The sequence below is a fragment of the Campylobacter concisus genome (genome assembly GCF_002913045.1).
GTDB lineage: Bacteria > Campylobacterota > Campylobacteria > Campylobacterales > Campylobacteraceae > Campylobacter_A > Campylobacter_A concisus_AP.
On the sequence record NZ_PPAF01000026.1, the window covers coordinates 1 to 19,213 of the forward strand.

General features: G+C 39.2%; 16 protein-coding genes. 13 read left to right on the top strand and 3 right to left on the bottom strand.

Translation table 11 applies throughout. From position 1 onward, the window contains the following. The first annotated feature begins 227 nt into the window (after window positions 1-227). The 6 genes from CYP43_RS02590 to CYP43_RS02615 all read left to right on the top strand — a co-directional run bounded on the left by CYP43_RS02590 (window position 228) and on the right by CYP43_RS02615 (window position 8,395). Window positions 228-5,270 (top strand): retention module-containing protein, encoded by a 5,043-nt coding sequence (locus tag CYP43_RS02590; RefSeq protein ID WP_103582390.1) that lies wholly within the window; start codon window positions 228-230, stop codon window positions 5,268-5,270. Between the two features lie 99 nt (window positions 5,271-5,369). After that, a complete protein-coding gene (locus CYP43_RS02595) occupies window positions 5,370-5,963 on the top strand; it encodes a LemA family protein (protein WP_084041690.1) in 594 nt (197 codons plus the stop codon). After that, on the top strand, window positions 5,963-6,817 hold the full coding sequence (locus CYP43_RS02600; protein WP_180998631.1) for a TPM domain-containing protein: 855 nt from the start codon (window positions 5,963-5,965) through the stop codon (window positions 6,815-6,817). Before CYP43_RS02595 ends, CYP43_RS02600 begins: the two co-directional genes overlap by 1 nt. Before the next feature lie 66 nt (window positions 6,818-6,883). Continuing rightward, window positions 6,884-7,564 carry an ABC transporter substrate-binding protein gene (locus tag CYP43_RS02605; RefSeq protein WP_103582392.1) on the top strand — a complete coding sequence of 227 codons (681 nt, stop codon included), beginning with the start codon at window positions 6,884-6,886 and terminating at the stop codon, window positions 7,562-7,564. Then, entirely contained in the window at window positions 7,545-7,808 is a 264-nt protein-coding gene (locus tag CYP43_RS02610) for a hypothetical protein (RefSeq protein ID WP_103582393.1), read from the top strand. Before CYP43_RS02605 ends, CYP43_RS02610 begins: the two co-directional genes overlap by 20 nt. Window positions 7,809-7,819: 11 nt before the next feature. Continuing rightward, window positions 7,820-8,395, top strand: coding sequence for a hypothetical protein (locus tag CYP43_RS02615; protein WP_180998632.1), 576 nt, complete (start codon window positions 7,820-7,822; stop codon window positions 8,393-8,395). A gap of 157 nt (window positions 8,396-8,552) precedes the next feature. Here the strand turns inward: CYP43_RS02615 and CYP43_RS09640 are convergent, their stop codons facing one another. The 3 genes from CYP43_RS09640 to CYP43_RS02625 form a co-directional block, all read right to left on the bottom strand. Then, window positions 8,553-8,873 (bottom strand): hypothetical protein, encoded by a 321-nt coding sequence (locus CYP43_RS09640; RefSeq protein ID WP_054196189.1) that lies wholly within the window; start codon window positions 8,871-8,873, stop codon window positions 8,553-8,555. Next, complete coding sequence (locus CYP43_RS02620; RefSeq protein WP_258032143.1) at window positions 8,867-9,685, bottom strand: hypothetical protein; 819 nt, start codon at window positions 9,683-9,685, stop codon at window positions 8,867-8,869. The genes CYP43_RS09640 and CYP43_RS02620 overlap by 7 nt, the downstream gene beginning before the upstream one ends. Before the next feature lie 120 nt (window positions 9,686-9,805). After that, window positions 9,806-10,903, bottom strand: a complete 1,098-nt coding sequence (locus CYP43_RS02625) for a CinA family protein (RefSeq protein ID WP_103582394.1) — start codon at window positions 10,901-10,903, stop codon at window positions 9,806-9,808. Window positions 10,904-10,997: 94 nt separating this feature from the next. On the opposite strand from CYP43_RS02625, the gene ileS reads away from it, so the two are divergent. The 7 genes from ileS to CYP43_RS02660 all read left to right on the top strand — a co-directional run bounded on the left by ileS (window position 10,998) and on the right by CYP43_RS02660 (window position 19,196). Next, window positions 10,998-13,754, top strand: a complete 2,757-nt coding sequence (ileS, locus tag CYP43_RS02630) for an isoleucine--tRNA ligase (protein ID WP_103582395.1) — start codon at window positions 10,998-11,000, stop codon at window positions 13,752-13,754. Window positions 13,755-13,853: 99 nt separating this feature from the next. Next, window positions 13,854-15,212: an Asp-tRNA(Asn)/Glu-tRNA(Gln) amidotransferase subunit GatA gene (gene gatA / locus CYP43_RS02635; RefSeq protein WP_103582396.1), complete on the top strand. Its 1,359-nt coding sequence runs from the start codon at window positions 13,854-13,856 to the stop codon at window positions 15,210-15,212. 4 nt (window positions 15,213-15,216) lie between these two features. Further along, the gene (gene guaB / locus CYP43_RS02640; protein ID WP_103582397.1) at window positions 15,217-16,665 is read left to right on the top strand and encodes an IMP dehydrogenase; all 1,449 of its coding nucleotides are present in this window, start codon (window positions 15,217-15,219) and stop codon (window positions 16,663-16,665) included. Next, complete coding sequence (metX, locus tag CYP43_RS02645) at window positions 16,665-17,771, top strand: homoserine O-acetyltransferase MetX (RefSeq protein WP_103582398.1); 1,107 nt, start codon at window positions 16,665-16,667, stop codon at window positions 17,769-17,771. The genes guaB and metX overlap by 1 nt, the downstream gene beginning before the upstream one ends. Before the next feature lie 3 nt (window positions 17,772-17,774). Beyond that, complete coding sequence (gene xseB / locus CYP43_RS02650) at window positions 17,775-17,966, top strand: exodeoxyribonuclease VII small subunit (RefSeq protein WP_004317712.1); 192 nt, start codon at window positions 17,775-17,777, stop codon at window positions 17,964-17,966. After that, window positions 17,959-18,753: a carbon-nitrogen hydrolase family protein gene (locus tag CYP43_RS02655; RefSeq protein ID WP_103582399.1), complete on the top strand. Its 795-nt coding sequence runs from the start codon at window positions 17,959-17,961 to the stop codon at window positions 18,751-18,753. Before xseB ends, CYP43_RS02655 begins: the two co-directional genes overlap by 8 nt. Window positions 18,754-18,842: 89 nt before the next feature. Next, window positions 18,843-19,196 (top strand): MmcQ/YjbR family DNA-binding protein, encoded by a 354-nt coding sequence (locus CYP43_RS02660; RefSeq protein ID WP_103582400.1) that lies wholly within the window; start codon window positions 18,843-18,845, stop codon window positions 19,194-19,196. Window positions 19,197-19,213 lie beyond the last annotated feature (17 nt).

A 19,213-nucleotide genomic window follows, 5' to 3' on the forward strand; every position in this document is an offset into this window, starting at 1 on the left:
GTATTATATTTTGCATGATTAATTATATCGACAATCAAAAAACTATTTTTTTGATAAAAGCTCAGAATTCGCTTTTTACAAACTATTGACATTTGGAATTTATATATTTAATTAATATATTTTTTTCTTAAAAGATAAAATTTCTCATATAAAGTTATATCTTATAAAGATAGTATATAATCACGTAAAAATTTAAATAATACAAAAAATAATAATAAGGAGCAATCTTGGCTAAAGAAGCTGGAGTAGTAAAATTTATTAGTGGCAAGGCGGTCGCTATCGATCAAAATGGAAATGAGAGAGAGCTAAAAGTAGGTGACATCCTTTATATGGGAGAGAGCATCAAGACAAGTGATGCCGCTGATAAAATAACAATCGTTTCAAATAATGGAAAAGAGATTACAATTGTAGGCAATGATACACTTGCTTTAAATCAAAGTACTATAGGCGCGGAAGGTTTGGCAGATGTTAGTGATTTGCAAAATACTATTTTAAATGGTGGAGATCTAACAAAATTTGAAGAGACTGCTGCTGGTGGAAATACTGCTGCTGGTGGTGGAGATGGCGTTAGCCTAAGTGACGCTAAATTTGCTGAGGGTGGTCACTACTCAAACATTAATGCAACATATAGAAATTTAAGTGATACAAACAGAGCTTTTGCATCATACGATAGCCCAATAAGCGGATACAATGGTGGAGATGATACTATAATCCCAAGCAATCCTCTTGTAACTTTTATAAGCGATCTTAATAACGATGGTACTTTAAGCAGGGTTGAGCATGCACGTGATACAAATTTAAATACATCAAAAGTTCTTATTACAATTCCAAATGATGGCACAGTAAGGGCTGGAGATATACTAAATATCACTATAACTAAGCCAGATGGTAATACTGAAAATAAAACAATTCCTATCACTCCAACTATCATAAGCAATGGTTATCAGTTTGATGCACCAATACAGACTGGTAAAATTTCAAAAGTTGATGCAACTATTACAAATTTCCAAGGAAATGTTAGTGGCAGAAGTGAAGATAGCGTAACTTCAAGTGGCTTTAGTGCTCCAGAGGTTAAATTTACAGAGGATAACGGCCCTGATAATAATCTATTAACATATACTGAAAATGCTAAAGATGGCAAATTAAATGAAACTCCAGTCCTTATAACTGTAAAAGATGTGATTGTTGGAGATGTGCTTCACGTGACTTTAACAAAGCCTGATGGCACAACTGAGGTTAAAAATGTATCTATTGATCAAAACATAATAGATAATGGATATAAGATAGGTAATATGCCAGTTGAGCACGGTAAGCCTTCAAAAGTAGAAGCTTACGTAGCAGATAGTACAAACACGATGAGAAGTGCAACTGCAAGCGACTCTACTACTCTTGATGTAAAACCGACTTTGACATTTACAGAAGATCAAGACAACAATGGCTATTTATATGATCCAGAAAATAGTCAAGACAATAACTTTAGAAGCACGACAGTAGAAATAACTTTACCAAAAGATGTAGTTATTGGCGATAAAATCGTTATAACTTATACTGATCCACTAACTAAGCAAGATACAACAAAAGAAATTTCTCTTACACAAGAGATGATTGATAATCAAAAAGTAAATACATCTCTTCCGATATTTCCAGATGTAAGAACATCAGCTAGTGTTCATGTGGTAGATAAAAACAATGTTCGAAAAAGTGAAGAGTCAGATCAAGATAGTGTAATGCCTATTGGCAGAAATTTAGAAATGACATTACCAGAAGAAAAGACTCTTCATGAAATTTCAAGACAAGAAAGTACTGATGACAATGAAGTAAATAAAACCACAGCAAGGATTACTCTGCCAAATAAAATTGATAATGGCGATAAGCTTACGCTAACTATTACTGGACCTGATCCTGATGATCCTGTAAATAATCCTTCTAAAACTTATACAAGAGAATTTACTATACATATGGATAGCAAAGGTGCTGTGACTAGTGTAACAGAAAACGGAACTTCTAATGTTTTAACACCTATAAAAGCAGGTGATAATCAATATATCATCAATGTTTCTGGTATCCAACTAAAGCATGGAGAAGATACGACTATTAAGGCCAAAGTTACAAATTTAAATCCAAATAGACATACATCCATAAATGAGTCAGAAGTATCGGCTAGTTTAGAATATGTAAAAAAACCTGAAGTTATCTTTGGAGAGGCTAATGGCACTAGGAGTATGAGCAGAGAGCAAGCTATGAGTGATCATGATCTTAATAGCACAACAGTCACTATAAAGCTTCCTAAAAATGCAGTAAGTGGAGACAAGCTAACTGTAACTATAAAAGAGCCAAATGAAGCTACTGCTAGAGAAATAAAATACATTATTGGAAAAGATAATAATGGTAAGTTTTATGTAAAAGATAGTGGCGGCAATAAAATAGATACAGAAACAGATGGTAGAAGCTTTAAAATTTCTGGCATTAAAACAGCGACTGGTCTAGAAACTAAAGTAACAGCTGAGATAAAAGATAAAGATGGTATTCAGCATGCAGAAGATACAAGCACAGTTACTATCTCAAATATAAACGATATGGCAGTATATTTCAAAGAGGACGCTGACCGTAACGTATCTTTAACGAGGGCAGAGAGTAAAGATGCAGATGGCGACCTACATAAAACGACAGTAGTAGTAAAAGTGCCAAATAACGTTATAGTTGGTGATATGGTAACTATAAAAATAGATAATGGCACTTCACCTAAAACTTATAAGGTTACAGGTAGAGACCCAAGCGGTAAAATCATGCTAGAAGATACTTCTACTCATATCTCTATAACCGCAAGTGATAAAAATGAGATAGAAATTCCTGGCGTAGAGATCATTGCTGGCAAGACCATCAATGTAACCGCAGAGACCACCGATGCAAGTGGCGGCAAGAAGGCCGAAGCTCAAAATCATAATACTCTTGAAAAGCTTCATGAAGATATGGAGATAACTTTTGAAAAAGATACCGATAATGATGGCATTTTGGGCAGCACAGAGGCAACTGGAGCGACTACTATAGCAACTATCAAGCTTCCTTCAAATTTTGTTTTAGGTGATAAATTAATAGTAGAGTCACATAACGAAGACACACCAAATAATAAAACAACTAAGACATATGAGATAGTAAAAGATAATAACGGCAAATTGATAGCCAAAAATGGCAGTGAAGAGCTTGATATTACCGATGATGCTGATGGCAATAAGGTGGTCAAATATACACTTGGCTTAACAGAAGATCATAAAACTATCATTAATGCCAAGGTTACTGATAATACTGGTGCTGATAAGGTTGAGACAAATAGCGATATTACGCTTGATGCTCAAGGTAGCGGCTCTGGAACAGGCTTTAGGCTATTTATTGATGAGGATAAAGATAGAAACGGAGTTCTAAGTAGAGATGAAGCTATGAAGGATGGAAAATTAAATACCACTTCGGCAACACTTCAAATCCCAACCACTGTAAATAGCGGTGATATTATAAAAGTCAAGGTAAATGGTGGAGCAGAACAAGAATATACTGTTGTTTCAAATGATGGTACAAACGTTACTATAAAAGATGCGGGTGGCAGCATTGTTGCACTTGAGCCAGGAAATAAACTAAAAATTTCTGATGTTCATATAGATAAAGATCATCCAGCAGTGGTTGAATCTACTATAAATGGAGCAACAAAAATAGCTAAAGCTACATTAGAATCAGTAGATACTAAAAATTTAAAGATTGAATTTGTTGAAGATAATGCAAGTAGAGACAATGTAATAGATAGAGATGAAGCTATTTTGGACAATGATATAAAAAAGACAATTATAAGTGTTCAGGTGCCGCATAATGTCACAAATGGCGATAAGGTAGCAGTAACAATAAAAGAACCCCAAGCTAATGGCACAACAGGGTCTAGAACCATAACTTATACAGTGTCAAAAACTGCTAATGGTAAAATTTCATTAACAGATGATAGTGATACTACTCATACTCCACATGAACTAGAAAATAACACTATAAAAATTCCTGGCGTTGCTATGCTTCCGGGTCGTGAAACTAGTGCAGTAGCTACTATAACAAATGGTGCTGAGACTACAACCAGTAGCGAAGCAAAAGCTAAACTTGCACCTTTAAGTGAAGCGGGATTAAGTGTAAGCATAGTTGCTGATAAAAATGATAATGGCATTATCTCAAGAGATGAGTCAGGTAGTAAAATTTCAAAGGTTCATGTTTCTATCCCAGGAAGCGTTATAGCAGGCGATAAGATAGATGTTAAGATAACAAATCCTGACAGCTCTAAAGTAATTAAACATTATGAAGTTGATAGCAAAGATGTCAATGGCAATATAACATTAAAGGACGTGACAGATCCTGCTCATACATTTACTTATCCTAAACAAGTAAACACAAATCATCCTCTTGAACTTGATGCTACTATCGCAGTTGGTAAAGAAACAAAAGCTGAAGTTACTCTAACTGATACATTTGGTGAGAGCAAAACAGTAAGCGATACGGCACATGCTGAGATCGATGCTATAAGAGGCATCATGTTTAATAAAGATATAAAAACCTCAGAAAGTGGCGAAAAATCTACTACGGTCAAAGTTTATCTTAATGAAGATGCTAGAGAAGGGGATACGGTAGAGTTTAAATACACTAATCCAGACAATCATACACCAACCAAGACTGCAACACATACTCTATCAGCTGCAGATATAGCAAAAGGCACATTTGATCAAGAGCTTGATATCAATGCAAGATCAGCCTATGATCTAAATGTTAAAGCCTCACTTAAAACTTCAGATGGCTTAGAGTCTAAATCTTATGAGCCTTATAAACCACTTCATATAGGCGTTGAAAACTATACGGTTAAATTTGACGCAAGCAAAGATATGAAAGGTGGCGAAGGCAACGATACTTTGGTCTTTGATGGCGACAAAGTTAACTTTAACAATATTCGTAATCTTGATTCAAAAGTAGAAAGCTTTGAAAATATTGAGCTTAAAGGCAAAACAGAAATCAAAGAATTGAATGCACAAAATATCCTTGATATCACTGATAATCATGATACGGTACTTAAGATAAAAGGTGGTGATGTTGATGCTAATGGTAATAAAATCACAAAAGTTGATCTAGGCGGCAAATGGAATCCAGAACATTCAAATGATACTAATGGATTTAAAGGCTACTCAAGCATAGATCAAATAAATGGAAAAACTATCCATATCCAAATAGACGACAAAATCCACACCGATCTTTAATCCCCAAAATGAGTGCGTAAATTCGCACTCATTTCAAACTCAACTCACATTATTTTTTAAGTCTTGTTTTACTAATATTTGCTCCTTAAAGGAGAAAATATGAAAAATTTAATAGCCGTTATTATAGTTATCGCTGCACTTGCTTTTGGTGCTTTTAAGTATATAAATTCATTTGTTGCACTTGATGAAAATGTAAATGCAAAGTGGTCGCAGGTGTTAAATCAATATAAAAGAAGGGCTGAGCTTGTGCCAAATTTAGTTGAAACTGTAAAAGGCTACGCAGCTCATGAGCAAAAAATTTTTGAAGATGTGGCAAATGCTAGAAGCAAGAGCATGCAAGTAAGCGTTGATGCAAGTGGTCTTAGCGATGAAGCTAAGATGAAAGAATTTATGACAGCACAAAGCTCATTTGGCTTGGCACTTGGCAGGCTTATGGCAGTTAGTGAGAACTATCCAGAGCTAAAAGCAAATCAAAATTTCTTATCTCTTCAGAGTCAGCTTGAAGGTACGCAAAACCGCATAAGCGTAGCAATGCATGATTATATCGAAGCTGTAAAAGAGTATAACGTAGCCCTTAGAAGCTTTCCAAATAAATTTATAGCAAGTACTTTTTATCCAGAGCTAAAGCCAAAACAAAATCTTGAAATAAGTAACGAAGAGAAGATAAACCCAAAAGTTTCATTTGAGAAATGATGAAGAAAATTTTTGCTCTTTTATTTTTTATATTTTGCTTTTGTTTTGCCATAAATTTTAATGAGCAGATAAATGACGAGGCTCAAATTTTCTCTAAAAATGAGAAAGCTGAGCTTTTAAGCTTGGTGCAAAATTACGAGCAAAATAGCACGACGCAAATTGCTATCGTGACGCTTAAATCACTAGAAAATAAAAGCATAGAAGAGATCTCTCTTGAGATAGCTAGAGGCTACAAGCTGGGACAAAAACAAAGCAGTAATGGAGTGCTTTTAATAATCGCTCCAAACGAGAGGAAAGTACGTATAGAGGTTGGTTATGGACTCGAAGGTATGCTAACTGACGCTATATCAAGCCAGATCATAAATGATGTGATAGTGCCTAAATTTAAGCAAGGCGATATGGGTGGTGGCGTGATAGAGGGCACAAAAGCTATCATAAAAGTAGCTAGTGGTGAAGAATTTGAAAGCGAGAGTGATGAAGAAGAGATACCATTTGGAATAGTTGCCTTTTTTGCTGGCATGATCTCGTGTTTTATCTCTGGCTTTTTAGGTAAATTTTTTATACGAGTTGGCTTTAGTGCGTGTTTTGCAGGGCTGATATCTACGGTATTTGAGCAATTTTTTGGCGTGAAAAATTACTTCATTGTCTTTGCCATTGTGTTTATAATATTTTTTATTATTTTAAAAAATGCCTTTAAAAAAAATACTCAAGGCAAAAATACACACAGTGGCTTTAGGCGTGATAGATCAGACTCAAATAGCAGTGGCAGCGGCCATTCAAGCAGTTCAAGAGGCGGTGGCTTTAGTGGCGGCGGAGGCGGTTTTGGCGGAGGCGGGGCAAGTGGCAGCTGGTAAAATTTCATCGAAGATTAGCTTGTAAAGCTCAAACCCTTTAAAATATATAAAAATTTAGGAGCAAAGATGCTAGCTGTCGAGCTGCTTAAAAGCCATTTTGCTAAATTTGATCTGGTGGCGGTGCTTATTAAATTTTTAGAGCAAAGTCATTTTGATAAAGAAAAATTTGATCTGCTCAAACAAAATAACTTTAAAATTTTAGATAAAAATATAAAACAAGAGATAGTTGGGACTGCTGGTTTTAAAGAGTTTTTTGACGAGAAATTTCAGAGCTTTTTATGCGAGCTTATGCAAAGTAAAGTTTTAATTGTTTCTGGCAAAGAGTATAAATTTAGCGAGCTTGAAATTTATACTTGTTTTGACGCAAATACCTACAAAAGGCAGTGCGAGGTAGGAGAGATTTACTTTCACAACTTTGGTTTTGACATATCTTTTAAAAGCGAGCCATCGCTTTATGGTGGTGTTTTAGTAAGAAGCCTAAAGCTCTTAAACGGGCAAAATTTTATCTTTGGGCCAAGAAAATGTGCCTTACATATCTTAAATAGCAACATTAGTAATTTAAACTTTGATCTAAAAGAGGCTGATTTTAGAAAAGATGAGATTACTTTTACGTCACGTATTAGATCATTTGGCGATGAAAACCAGCAAAAAAATGATTGCCTTAGAGCATTTACTGCTGAGTTTGAAAAAGCCTTAGAGTTTGATGAAAATTATAAAAAGAGATTAAATGCCTATAAAAAGGGGTGAAATTTATCTTTTTATCAGCTTTTGCGGTGAGAAATTTAGCCCAAAAATGCTAGATAAAAAAGATCGCAGAAGGCTAAAAAAATATCCAAATTTAATAAAACAAAACTCATTTAAAATATCTCGCTACTTAAAATTTAAAGCAAAGATGCGAGGTAAAATCTGTCTTTCGCATAAAGAAAATATTGCTGTTTTGGCCATTTCAAAAGAAAAGATCGGAGTCAAAGATTTAAAAAAGAAATTTTAGCTCTAAAATCAATGAAGGATTTTAAGAAATTTATGCTTGATAAAAATACGAGCGTGGCTTACGTGAGCGGCTTTGTAAAAGGGGCGGCAAGTGATGAGGTATTAGAGCACTACAACGCTTTTAGCCTAAATTTTGCTGACTCGCTAAATGAGAGCCTAACTCAGGCAAAAGAGCTTGCACTAAAGCTAAAAATAGCAGCGCTTGTGGTCGCGTTTTTACTGCTGTGGTTTTACTTTAGTGCGCTTGTTTCGGCACTTGTGATGGGCGTCATCATCTTTGGCGTGCTTCTTACTCTCTTTATCTTTGCCATTTTTGGCGTAAATTTAAGCATCTTTGGCGTCTTTGGGCTCATACTTGCAAGTGCTGTGGGGATTGATTATATGATATTTGCACTAAATGATAGCCTTAGCGAAAAGGAGCGAATTTATGGGATATTGTGCGCATTTGTTACGAGTTTTATTTCGTTTTTTACTCTCTCTTTTAGCCAGACCGCGGCTCTTAGCGTCTTTGGACTAAGTGTTAGCCTTTGCGTGCTGATATATGGGCTATGTGCTAGCGTTTTATCTTGTAAAAATATAAAAATTTAGCTTTGTTTTCATGCCCCAAGCGTTTTGGCTAGCTCGGGGCTTTGGTTTTATTTTATAACGGCTAGTTTGCCTGTGCCTGCATTTTTATTTACCTCGTTTTGGACGTTTGAGGCTTGGATAAGTTCAAATTTATATGGAGGCTCAAATGGCGGCTTGGTTAGCTTTTCGCAAACGCTGCCTTTTTTGAAAGGTCTATGTTGCCGCTTTCAAAAATGGTGCCTTTGTTACACTTGTAGCTTATTTTGACGCCATTTGTAAAGTAGTTGTTTTGAGCGTATATTAGCGAGCCAAAGCGTACGCCAATGGCGTATTTTTGGTCATAGAAGCCATCTTTTGAGTCATAAAAGTTGTTATAGACGTGCACCTTTGCATTGCGCGCCATAGGTAAGCGTTGCGCGCAGTTGTCAAAAACGTTATGAGCGACCGTTATAGTCCTTGTTTCGCTGCTGCCGTCAGAGTCTATTGAGCCAATTAACATCGTTTTGTCATGGTTTTCAAAGATGTTGTGCGAGATCGTGATAGCTGCACTATCTCTCGCACAGTTCCGTCGTAAGTCTGCCATTTGGTAAGCTCTCCGCCTGCTAAATGCACATGGATAGGCTCGACCGTGTCCTTAAAATGGCAGTGATCTACCCAGATGTTTTTGCTTGACTCTATGCTGACGCCGTCATATTGCGCATTAAAGCCGTCATTTTTTTGTATATCTGGAAATGGATCAAAAGCATCTTCGATCTTCATATTGCGGATCGCGATATTTTGGACATTTTTTAACAAAAGCGAGCCGCCTTTTATGCCTGAGTTTTCGCCTAAGCCGATTATTGTGGTGTTGCTAGCTACCTGCACTACGATGAGCTTTTTCCACTCGTTGGCTAAATTTTTGCGAAGCGCTGCTAACTTTGGATCTTGCGAACCGTCTAAATTTGCACGGCATGAGGTGCCGTAAGCCTGCATAAATTTGGCATAAGAGCTAAACTCGCCACCGCTAATCTCGCTTACAAATTTATCCAACCCCTCGCTCTTGCTATTTTGCGGGATATTACCTTCGCTAAGGTCTATGAGGCCATCCACATAGATTACGTAACCACCCATTTGAGCGTATTTTACGAGCTCTTGCCTATCTTTTACGACGACTTCTTTGCTCTCTTTGCCGGCGTATCCGCCAAAATTTTGCTCTGCTCCAACGCTAGCGTAACCAAAGGGCGAGTCGCTTGCTTTTATCTCGCCCGCTTGTGTCTCAGCACCAAATGCAAATAACGAAGAAACAGCTAGAAACAATATCTTTTTAAACATCTTTAGCCTCCCAAATTTGGCTTTTTATTTTTGATCTTCTGTTAGAAAATCGCTGCCTAATTTTATTTTGGCTCATTAAATTTAGCGTAAGACTTTTATAAATTTTTAGTAAAGTCAAATTTATGCGAAAAATATCTCGCTTTTTAACCGAAGCAAACATAGATAGGCACTTAGCACGCTTTGCTCTCTTACGTAGTTGCGCTCCCCTTTTAAAAGCAGTCTCTCAACCTCGATGTTGCCGTTTCTATCGCCAGCTGCGACATATACCGTGCCAACTGGTTTGCTAGCTGTGCCACCACCTGGTCCTGCTATACCGCTAATCGCAAGTGCAAAGTCCGCATTTGTCGTGCTTAGCGTGCCTTTTACCATCGCTTTTACGCAAGGCTCGCTCACAGCTCCGTAAGTATCTAAAATTTCATCCTCAACGCCCAGCCACTCGTGCTTTATGTGATTTGCGTAGGTTACTAACGAGCCATCAAAGCTAGCTGAGATGCCGCCATATCTTGCAAATTTAGCCGCCGCAAGCCCAGCCGTGCAAGACTCAGCAAATGAAATTTTAAGCCCCTTTTGCATGAGCTTTTTTGCTACAAATTTGATCACATCTTTTTGCGGGATAAATTTTTGCGAAAATAGCGTTTTTACCCCTTGTAAAAAACTCTCGATCTGACCAAATTTATTGCTTTTTGCCCTTACTAGTATCAAATTTGGCAGGATCTGTGCAAGAGTGATATCGACCTCGTAAGTTTTAGCAAGTGGCAGCATAAGGATCTTCGCGCTATCTGCGTCGATGTCTATTAGATGAAAGTAGCTAAAATCAGGCTCATAGTCGGTGAGAAACTCGCCTAGCTCTTCATTTGGATTAGCTTTTATGAGATTTATCTGGGCGTTATTTAGGCTGGCTAGAAAGCTATTTTTAGAGTAGTCTAAGCTATCTTTAAGCGCAAGTGTCGTGCTATCTTTTAGCTCGAGCGAGCCCCCAGTTAGCGTTGCTACGATCTTTGCGGCAATAGCAAAATTTTCATCCGAGCCAAAAATGCTTACAAAGTCGTAATCTTTTGATAAATTTTCGATGATAAAAGGTAGCTCTTTGCTATTTTTTGGAGCAAAACTGACCACTCCAAGCTCGCCAAAATGATCCTCGTAGCTTTGAAAAATGTAGTTTAGAAATTCTCTATTTATCTCAAGATCTTCGCCTATTATCAAGATACTTTGTCTCATTTTTAAGCTCCTTTTTTGCCTCATTATACTATTTTTCAGTGTGATTTAACCAGCATAGGTGTAAAATTAGCAAATTTTAAAATCAAGGTAAAAAATGGACTACAAAGAGACACTTTTACTCCCAGAGACAAATTTCCCGATGCGCGGAAATCTCCCACAAAATGAACCACAAAGACTAAAATCATGGTACGAAGAGCGCAAGGTTTACGAAAAAATGAAGAAAAACCGCCAAAAAGCGGTTAAAAACTTCAACATCCACGACGGTCCTCCATATGCAAACGGCCACCTTCACATCGGTCACGCGTTAAATAAAATTTTAAAAGACATCATCACAAAAACGCACTATTTTTATGGCGAAAATGTCCGCTATGTGCCAGGCTGGGACTGTCATGGCTTACCTATCGAGCAACAAGTAGAAGTCAAGCTTGGCGATAAGAAAAAAGAGCTTAGCAAGGTCGAGATCAGAGAGCTTTGCAGACAGCACGCAAGAGAATTTATAGATATCCAGCGCGATGAGTTTAAAACTCTTGGCATCATCGGTGACTTTGAAAATCCATACATGACGATGAAATTTGAGTTTGAGGCTGACATCTACAAAGCACTTTGCGAGATCGCTAAAAAGGGCCTTTTGATAGAAAGAAGCAAGCCAGTTTATTGGAGCTGGGCGGCTAGATCGGCGCTAGCTGAAGCTGAGGTCGAGTACGAGGAGAAAGAGGACTACTCTATTTACGTAGCATTTGAGCTTGATAGCGACGCGCTAGAAAAGCTTGGCGTAAAAGAGGCAAGTGCTGTCATCTGGACGACCACACCTTGGACACTTCCAGCAAATCAAGCCATAAGCCTAAAACCAGATGAAATTTATGTGTTAACGGCTGAAAATTTGATCTTTGCAAAGCCACTACTTGAAAGCGTTGTGCAGAGTGGTCTAAGCAAAGGTGAGATCAAAAAAGAGTTTAAATCAAGCCTGCTTGAAAATACTCACGCAATAAATCCGCTAAACGGCAGAAAGTCACGATTTTTACTAGGCGATCACGTCATGATGGACGGGGGTACTGGACTTGTTCATACAGCTCCAGGACACGGCGAGGACGACTATTACGTCTGTTTGAAATATGGCTTTAGTGAAATTTTGATGCCAGTTGATGATAGTGGCTGCTACGATGAGAGCCTAAAGCATCACGGACTATTTAGAAGCGACGTGGTAGACGAGTTTGTCGGTATGCACATCTTTAAAGCAAATGAGAAAATTTTAGAGCTACTTGGCAAAAATTTACTTAGCGTCTCTAAATTTAGACACTCTTATCCATTCTGCTGGAGAACGCATAAGCCTGTTATTTATAGAGCCACAAAGCAGTGGTTCATCGCTATGGACGAGGCAAAACTAGGTGGAAAAACGCTTAGACAAACAGCACGTGAGGAGCTTGAAAAGGTTAAATTTTATCCAAGTGTGGGCATAAAAAGAATAGGCTCAATGATAGAAAATCGCCCAGACTGGTGCATCTCTCGTCAGCGTGACTGGGGCGTGCCGATCGCGTTTTTCAGAGATAAAGCGACAAAAGAAGTTATATTTGATAGTGAAATTTTAGATCACATCGTGGCTATCTTTAAAGAAAAAGGCGCTGATGCGTGGTGGGCGCTAAGCATAGACGAGCTTTTACCAACGGGCTCAAAATACAAGGCCGAAAATTTAGAAAAAGTGATGGATATCCTTGATGTTTGGTTTGATAGCGGCTCGACGTGGCATGCGGTCTTGCAAAGCGACAACTACGACGCTGGCAAATACCCTGCAAGCATGTATCTTGAGGGCTCAGATCAGCACCGCGGCTGGTTTCAAAGCTCGCTTCTAGTAAGCACAGCTATAAATTCTCACGCACCTTACGAGAGCATCCTAACTCACGGCTTTACAGTCGATGCTAAGGGCGAGAAGATGAGCAAGAGTAAGGGCAACGTCATCGCTCCACAAGACGTGGCTAAGACTCACGGCGTAGAAATTTTACGCCTTTGGGTTGGCATGAGTGATTACTCAAGCGATTTAAAAATAAGCGAAGATATATTAAAGCAAATCAGCGAGCAATACCGCAAAATCCGCAATACGATCCGCTTTTTACTAGCAAACGTAAATGATCTTGAGAGCCTAAATACAGAGTTTAACATCCTTGATAAGTGGATCTTAGCGCGTACTAAAAAGGTCTTTGACGAGGCGAGCGCTTGCTTTAGAAATTACGACTTTTCAAAGGGCTTTAACATCCTTTTAAATTTCCTATCAGCCGATCTTAGCGGTGTATATCTTGACGTTTGCAAAGATAGGCTCTACTGCGACGCAAAAGACGCTCCAAGAAGAAGATCAGCTCAAAGCGCGATGGCTATCATCACAAAGGCACTTTTGCCACTCATCGCTCCAACGCTTACTTACACCGTTGATGAGGTGATGGACTACGCTCCAAAGATCATCAAAGGCGACGCAAAAGACGCGTTTGATCTAGTCTATGAACCAATCATTTTTGACCTTAGCTTTGAAGATGAGCTGCTTTTTGCTAGCAGAGAGAAATTTAACGAGATCGTGGACGTTCTTAAAAAGGACAAAAAAATAAAATCAACCCTAGAGCTAAGCCTAGAGACAACTAGCCACAACATCACAAGCTACGACGAGCGCGAAGTGGCCGATCTTTACATGGTAAGCTCGGTTAGAGCTTACGATGATAGCGAGCCACTAGCTGAGTTTGAGCTTGAGGGTGATAAATTTAAGATCATAGCAAGCAACCTTCATAAATGCCCAAGATGCTGGAAATTTAACGCTAGCAAAGAAGATGCGCTATGTCCAAGATGCGAAGAGGTCATAAGTGCTAAGTGAGCCAGTAAGCGCAACTATCATAGTCGCAACGATCGCTATGGTGGTCGTTATTAGCTTGTTTGGCATATTTTTGGTTAATAAATTTAAAGGATAAAAATAGTGGTAACTTTAAAAGAAGCTTTAAAATTTTCAGCTGAAGAGATAAAAAATTTAAGAGCCGAGCTTGAGGAAAAAATCATAAAAGAAAAAGAGCTTGGCGCTTATGTCGAGCAGCTAGTAAATTTAGAGATCGCAAAACTAGGCGAGGGCGTACCTATCGCTATAAAAGACAACATCCAAGTAAAAGGCTGGAATGTAACAAGCGCTTCAAAAATTTTGCAAGGCTACGTCGCACCTTATAATGCAACTGTCGTTGAGAAGCTACTTAGCAAAAATTTAGCTCCATTTGGTCGCACAAATATGGACGAATTTGCGATGGGAAGTACGACTGAAAGCTCATTTTACGGCAAGACTCTAAACCCACTAAATCACGCTCACGTCCCAGGCGGCAGTAGTGGTGGCTCGGCAGCAGCAGTCGCAGCTGGCCTTGCAGTCGCAGCACTTGGTAGCGATACTGGTGGCTCGATCCGCCAACCAGCGGCATTTTGTGGATGCGTAGGTTTTAAGCCAACTTACGGCAGAGTGAGCAGATATGGTCTTGGCGCCTACTCAAGCAGCCTTGATCAAATTGGCCCTATCGCTCAAAACGTAGAAGACGCAGCCATTTTATATGATGCTATCGCTGGACATGACCCAAAAGATAGCACGAGCGCAGATGTGCCATTTGTGAGCATTAGCGACAAGATAGATGGCAATAAAAAGCTAAAAATTTGCGTCATCAAAAACTATGTCGAAAACGCAAGCGAGCAGACAAAAGCAGCTTTAAATTTAGCTGTAGAAAAACTAAAATCACACGGCCATAGCGTAACTTACACAAATTTTGAAGATTCGAAATACGACGTCGCAACCTACTACATCATAGCAACTGCAGAAGCAAGCGCAAATTTAAGCCGCTACGATGGCGTAAGATACGGTAGACGCGCAGATGCTAAAAATTTAAAAGAGCTATATATAAACTCACGCTCAGAAGGCTTTGGTGAAGAGGTAAAAAGAAGAATCTTGCTTGGTACGTTTGTATTAAGTAGCGGATATTACGATGCTTACTACATCAAAGCACAAAAAGCAAGAGCGCATATAAAAGCTCAATACGAGAGAATTTTAGAAGAAAATGACCTGATATTTATGCCAGTAGCTCCAAGTACGGCTTATAAATTTGGAGCTCACAGTGATCCACTTCAAGCTTATCTAAGCGATATTTACACTATCAGCGTAAATTTAGCAGGCCTTCCAGCTATCTCTGTGCCAGTTGGCAAAGATGATCTAAATCTAAATATAAGCGCTCAGCTAATCGCTAAAGCATGGGATGAACAGACCTTGATAAATGGTGCCAAGAGCCTAGAAAATTTAATAAAAGGATAAAAATATGAAGATAGTAAAGAGAGCTTTAACATTTGAGGATGTGCTTCTTGTGCCGCAATACTCTGAAATTTTGCCAAAGCAAGTTGATGTAAAAACCAGGATCAGCAAAAATGTCACGCTAAATATCCCGATCGTCTCTGCTGCGATGGATACGGTGACTGAGCATAGAACTGCTATCATGATGGCAAGGCTCGGTGGTATCGGTGTCATCCACAAAAATATGGACGTAGAAAGCCAAACAAAAGAGGTCAAACGCGTCAAAAAAAGTGAAAGTGGTGTCATCATCGATCCTATCTTTATAAATCCAGAAGCGACTGTGGCCGAAGCTCTAGGTCTTATGGCTGATCTTCATATTTCAGGCGTTCCAGTTATAGATAAGGACCGCAAACTAATAGGAATTTTAACAAACCGCGATTTGAGATTTGAGACAAATATGAGCGTTTTGGTAAAAGACCGCATGACAAAAGCACCGCTCATAACTGCACCAAAAGGTTGCACGCTTGATGATGCGGAAAAAATTTTCTCTCAAAATAGAGTTGAGAAGCTGCCTATCGTCGATAAAGATGGCAGACTTGACGGACTTATCACCATAAAAGATCTAAAAAAACGCAAAGAGTATCCAAACGCAAACAAAGATAGCTACGGCAGACTTCGCGTAGCAGCGGCTATTGGTGTGGGTCAGATAGAGCGCGCTAAAGCGCTAGTTGATGCTGGCGTAGACGTCATCGTCATTGACTCAGCTCACGGTCACTCAAAGGGTATCATTGATACTTTAAAAGAGGTAAAGGCAAATTTTAAAGTCGATGTCGTAGCTGGCAATATCGCAAACCCAGCAGCTGTAAAAGACCTAGCAGAAGCAGGAGCTGATGGCATAAAAGTGGGTATCGGACCTGGATCAATATGTACCACAAGGATCGTTGCGGGCGTTGGCGTGCCACAAATTTCTGCCATTGATGACTGCGCAAGCGAAGCAGCGAAATATGGCATCCCAGTTATCGCAGACGGTGGTTTAAAATACTCAGGCGACGTGGCAAAAGCCCTTGCAGCAGGGGCAGCTTGCGTTATGGCTGGTAGCTTACTTGCAGGTTGCGAAGAGAGCCCAGGCGAGCTTATAACATTCCAAGGTCGCCAGTATAAAGTATATCGCGGCATGGGATCGATCGGTGCTATGACAAAGGGCAGCTCGGACCGCTACTTCCAAGAGGGCACCGCTCAAGACAAGCTTGTGCCTGAAGGTATCGAAGGCCGTGTGCCATTTGCTGGCAGCATAAAAGATGTGATCCATCAGCTAATAGGTGGCCTAAGAAGCGCTATGGGCTATGTCGGTGCAAAAGATATCCCAACTCTTCAAGAAAGAGCTGAATTTGTCGAGATAACAAGCGCTGGATTAAAAGAGAGCCACGTCCACGACGTAGTTATCACTCACGAGGCACCAAACTACAAAGTTAATTAGTGTTAGACCTGCAAACTAGAACTATTAAATTTAACGAGCCACTCTATCTTGAGAGTGGCCGTATGCTATCAAATTTCAAGCTTATTTATGAGACTTACGGCACGCTAAACGCTGATAAAAGCAACGTTATCGTGATCTGTCACGCCCTAACTGGCTCACACCACGCTGCTGGCACATACGCAGGCGATGAGAAAGCTGGCTGGTGGGACGGGCTAATAGGCAGCAAAAAGGCGGTCGATACGGATAAATTTTACGTTATTTGCGTAAATATCTTAGGCTCGTGCTTTGGCTCGACCTCGCCACTAAGCGTTGATCGAAGTAGCGGCAAAGAGTATAGGCTAAATTTCCCAGTCCTTGCCATAAGTGACGTGGTAAAGGCGCAGATGAGGCTATTTAGCGAGCTTGGCATCACAAGGGCAAGAGCCGTGATAGGCGGCAGTCTTGGCGGTATGCAGGCACTTTGCTACGCTATCGAGTTTCCAGAATTTGCGCAGGATATCGTCATGCTTGCAAGTACCTATCAGACCAAGCCATGGGCGATAGCTTTTAACAAAATCGCCATCGAAGCCATTTTAAACGATGAAAATTTCAAAAATGGCGAATACGATGCGGAATTTATAAGAAAAAATGGTCTAAAAGGTATGGCTTACGGCAGGATGGCAGGGCATATCAGCTTTTTAAGTCCTGATAGCATGGATGAGAAATTTGGACGAAACTACGTAGAAACTGACGGTCTTTACGAGCTTTCTGGGCGCTTTCAGGTGGATCGCTACATGGAGTACAACGGCTACAACTTCCCAAAGAGGTTTGATCCGCTAAGCTACCTATATATCGTAAAGATGATGAATATCTTTGACTGTACAAGACACTATGACAACCTAAAAGACGCCCTTGCGCCGATAAAAGCAAACTTGCATCTAATCGCTTTCAAAGGCGATCTACTCTTTCCGCCATGCTGTATGAGAGAGATTTATGACACACTTTGTGAGATGGGGCGAGGAGAGAATACAAATTTCGTAGAGATAGATAGTAACTACGGCCATGACGCATTTTTGGTCGAGATAGAAAAATTTGATGGATATATAAAAAATATATTAAAAGGATAGAAAATGGAGCAAAAAGAGCAAAGCTTTGAAGAAAAATTAGCCCTAGCAGATAAAATTTTAAATGATCTAAATAAAGATGATGTGAGCTTAGAAAATAGCATAAAGCTGCATGAGCAGGGCAAAAAGCTCTTAAATGAAGCAAGAGAAATTTTAGAAAATGCAAAACTTAGCATAAAGCAGGTGGACGATGAGTAGAATTTGCGCCCTTCAGCTACCAACTCAGCCGCTAAGCGAGGCAAGGCTTGATTATTATCTAAAAATTTGTGCGGACGAAAACGCAAGACTTGTTGTGCTTGGTGAGTATGTGCTAAATAGCTTTTTTAAAGAGCTTATTAGCATGCCAAAAAGCCTTATAAAAGAGCAAAGCGAGCGCAAAAAAGAGGCTCTTTTTGCAATGGCAAAAAAGTACGATCTAAATATTGTTGCACCCATTGTAAATCTAAAAGGCAAGGAAATTTTTAAGAGTCTAGCTAAATTTACCCCAACACAAGTCAAGCTATATGATCAGCAAATCCTCATGCCTTACGCTCACTGGAATGAGGCTAAATTCTTTAATAACGCAAGTGATGAGCTAAATTTACCTATCTTTACATATGATAAATTTAAAGTAGGCGTTATGTTTGGCTATGAGGCGCACTTTGACATTTGCTGGGCCTATATGAGCGCTAAAAAGGTTGATATCGTACTCGTGCCAACGGCTTGCACATTTTTCTCTCAGGCGCGCTGGGAGGAGCTTTTAAAGGTTAGGGCCTTTACAAACAACGTCTACGTGCTCCGCGTAAACCGCGTAGGGAGCCATAAAAGTGATGATACGCAGTGGAGCTTTTACGGCGATTCGATGCTTATTAATCCGTTTGGCGAGGTCAAAAATAGACTTGGTAAAAATGAAGAGATGATGATAGATGAGCTTAGCAAAAAGGAGCTTAGCGAGGCTAGAAGCACTTGGGGCTTTATGCATATAGAGGCGAAATTTAAAAGATGAAGTGCTGCGCCTAGGTAGAAAGAGCAAATTTAGCAAAAGTTATCACGATCACGAGAATGAGCACTTTTAAAAGAATTTTGGAGTGAAATTTGAAACGAAATGACGTTGAGAGATATATAAAAGAGAAATTTGACGTTTTAGACGAGCAAATTTTCCCAAAATATCCAAATTTTAGCGCCTTTCGCCATAAGAAAAATGAGAAGTGGTTTGCACTACTTATGCGGTTAAGCGCCAGCAAACTTGGGCTTGAAAGTGATGAAATGATAGAAGTTTTAAATCTAAAATGTAGCCCAGATCTAGCGATGGTACTAGTTGACGAGGAACAAATTTTTAAAGCATATCACATGAACAAAAAGCACTGGATAAGTGTAAATTTAAACTCCAAAATCTCACAAAAAACAGTTTTTGACCTAATAGATGAAAGCTTTGTCTTAAGCAAATAAAAGCCATTTTCAGCCTT

Excerpts from the sequence above, each read along its gene's own strand:
- CYP43_RS02595 (WP_084041690.1), top strand. The coding sequence starts at position 5,370 with ATGAAAAATTTAATAGCCGTTATTATAGTTATCGCTGCACTTGCTTTT.
- CYP43_RS02600 (WP_180998631.1), top strand. The coding sequence starts at position 5,963 with ATGAAGAAAATTTTTGCTCTTTTATTTTTTATATTTTGCTTTTGTTTT.
- CYP43_RS02605 (WP_103582392.1), top strand. The coding sequence starts at position 6,884 with ATGCTAGCTGTCGAGCTGCTTAAAAGCCATTTTGCTAAATTTGATCTG.
- CYP43_RS02610 (WP_103582393.1), top strand. The coding sequence starts at position 7,545 with ATGCCTATAAAAAGGGGTGAAATTTATCTTTTTATCAGCTTTTGCGGT.
- CYP43_RS02615 (WP_180998632.1), top strand. The coding sequence starts at position 7,820 with ATGAAGGATTTTAAGAAATTTATGCTTGATAAAAATACGAGCGTGGCT.
- CYP43_RS09640 (WP_054196189.1), bottom strand. The coding sequence starts at position 8,873 with ATGTTAATTGGCTCAATAGACTCTGACGGCAGCAGCGAAACAAGGACT.
- CYP43_RS02620 (WP_258032143.1), bottom strand. The coding sequence starts at position 9,685 with ATGTTTAAAAAGATATTGTTTCTAGCTGTTTCTTCGTTATTTGCATTT.
- CYP43_RS02625 (WP_103582394.1), bottom strand. The coding sequence starts at position 10,903 with ATGAGACAAAGTATCTTGATAATAGGCGAAGATCTTGAGATAAATAGA.
- ileS (WP_103582395.1), top strand. The coding sequence starts at position 10,998 with ATGGACTACAAAGAGACACTTTTACTCCCAGAGACAAATTTCCCGATG.
- guaB (WP_103582397.1), top strand. The coding sequence starts at position 15,217 with ATGAAGATAGTAAAGAGAGCTTTAACATTTGAGGATGTGCTTCTTGTG.
- xseB (WP_004317712.1), top strand. The coding sequence starts at position 17,775 with ATGGAGCAAAAAGAGCAAAGCTTTGAAGAAAAATTAGCCCTAGCAGAT.
- CYP43_RS02655 (WP_103582399.1), top strand. The coding sequence starts at position 17,959 with ATGAGTAGAATTTGCGCCCTTCAGCTACCAACTCAGCCGCTAAGCGAG.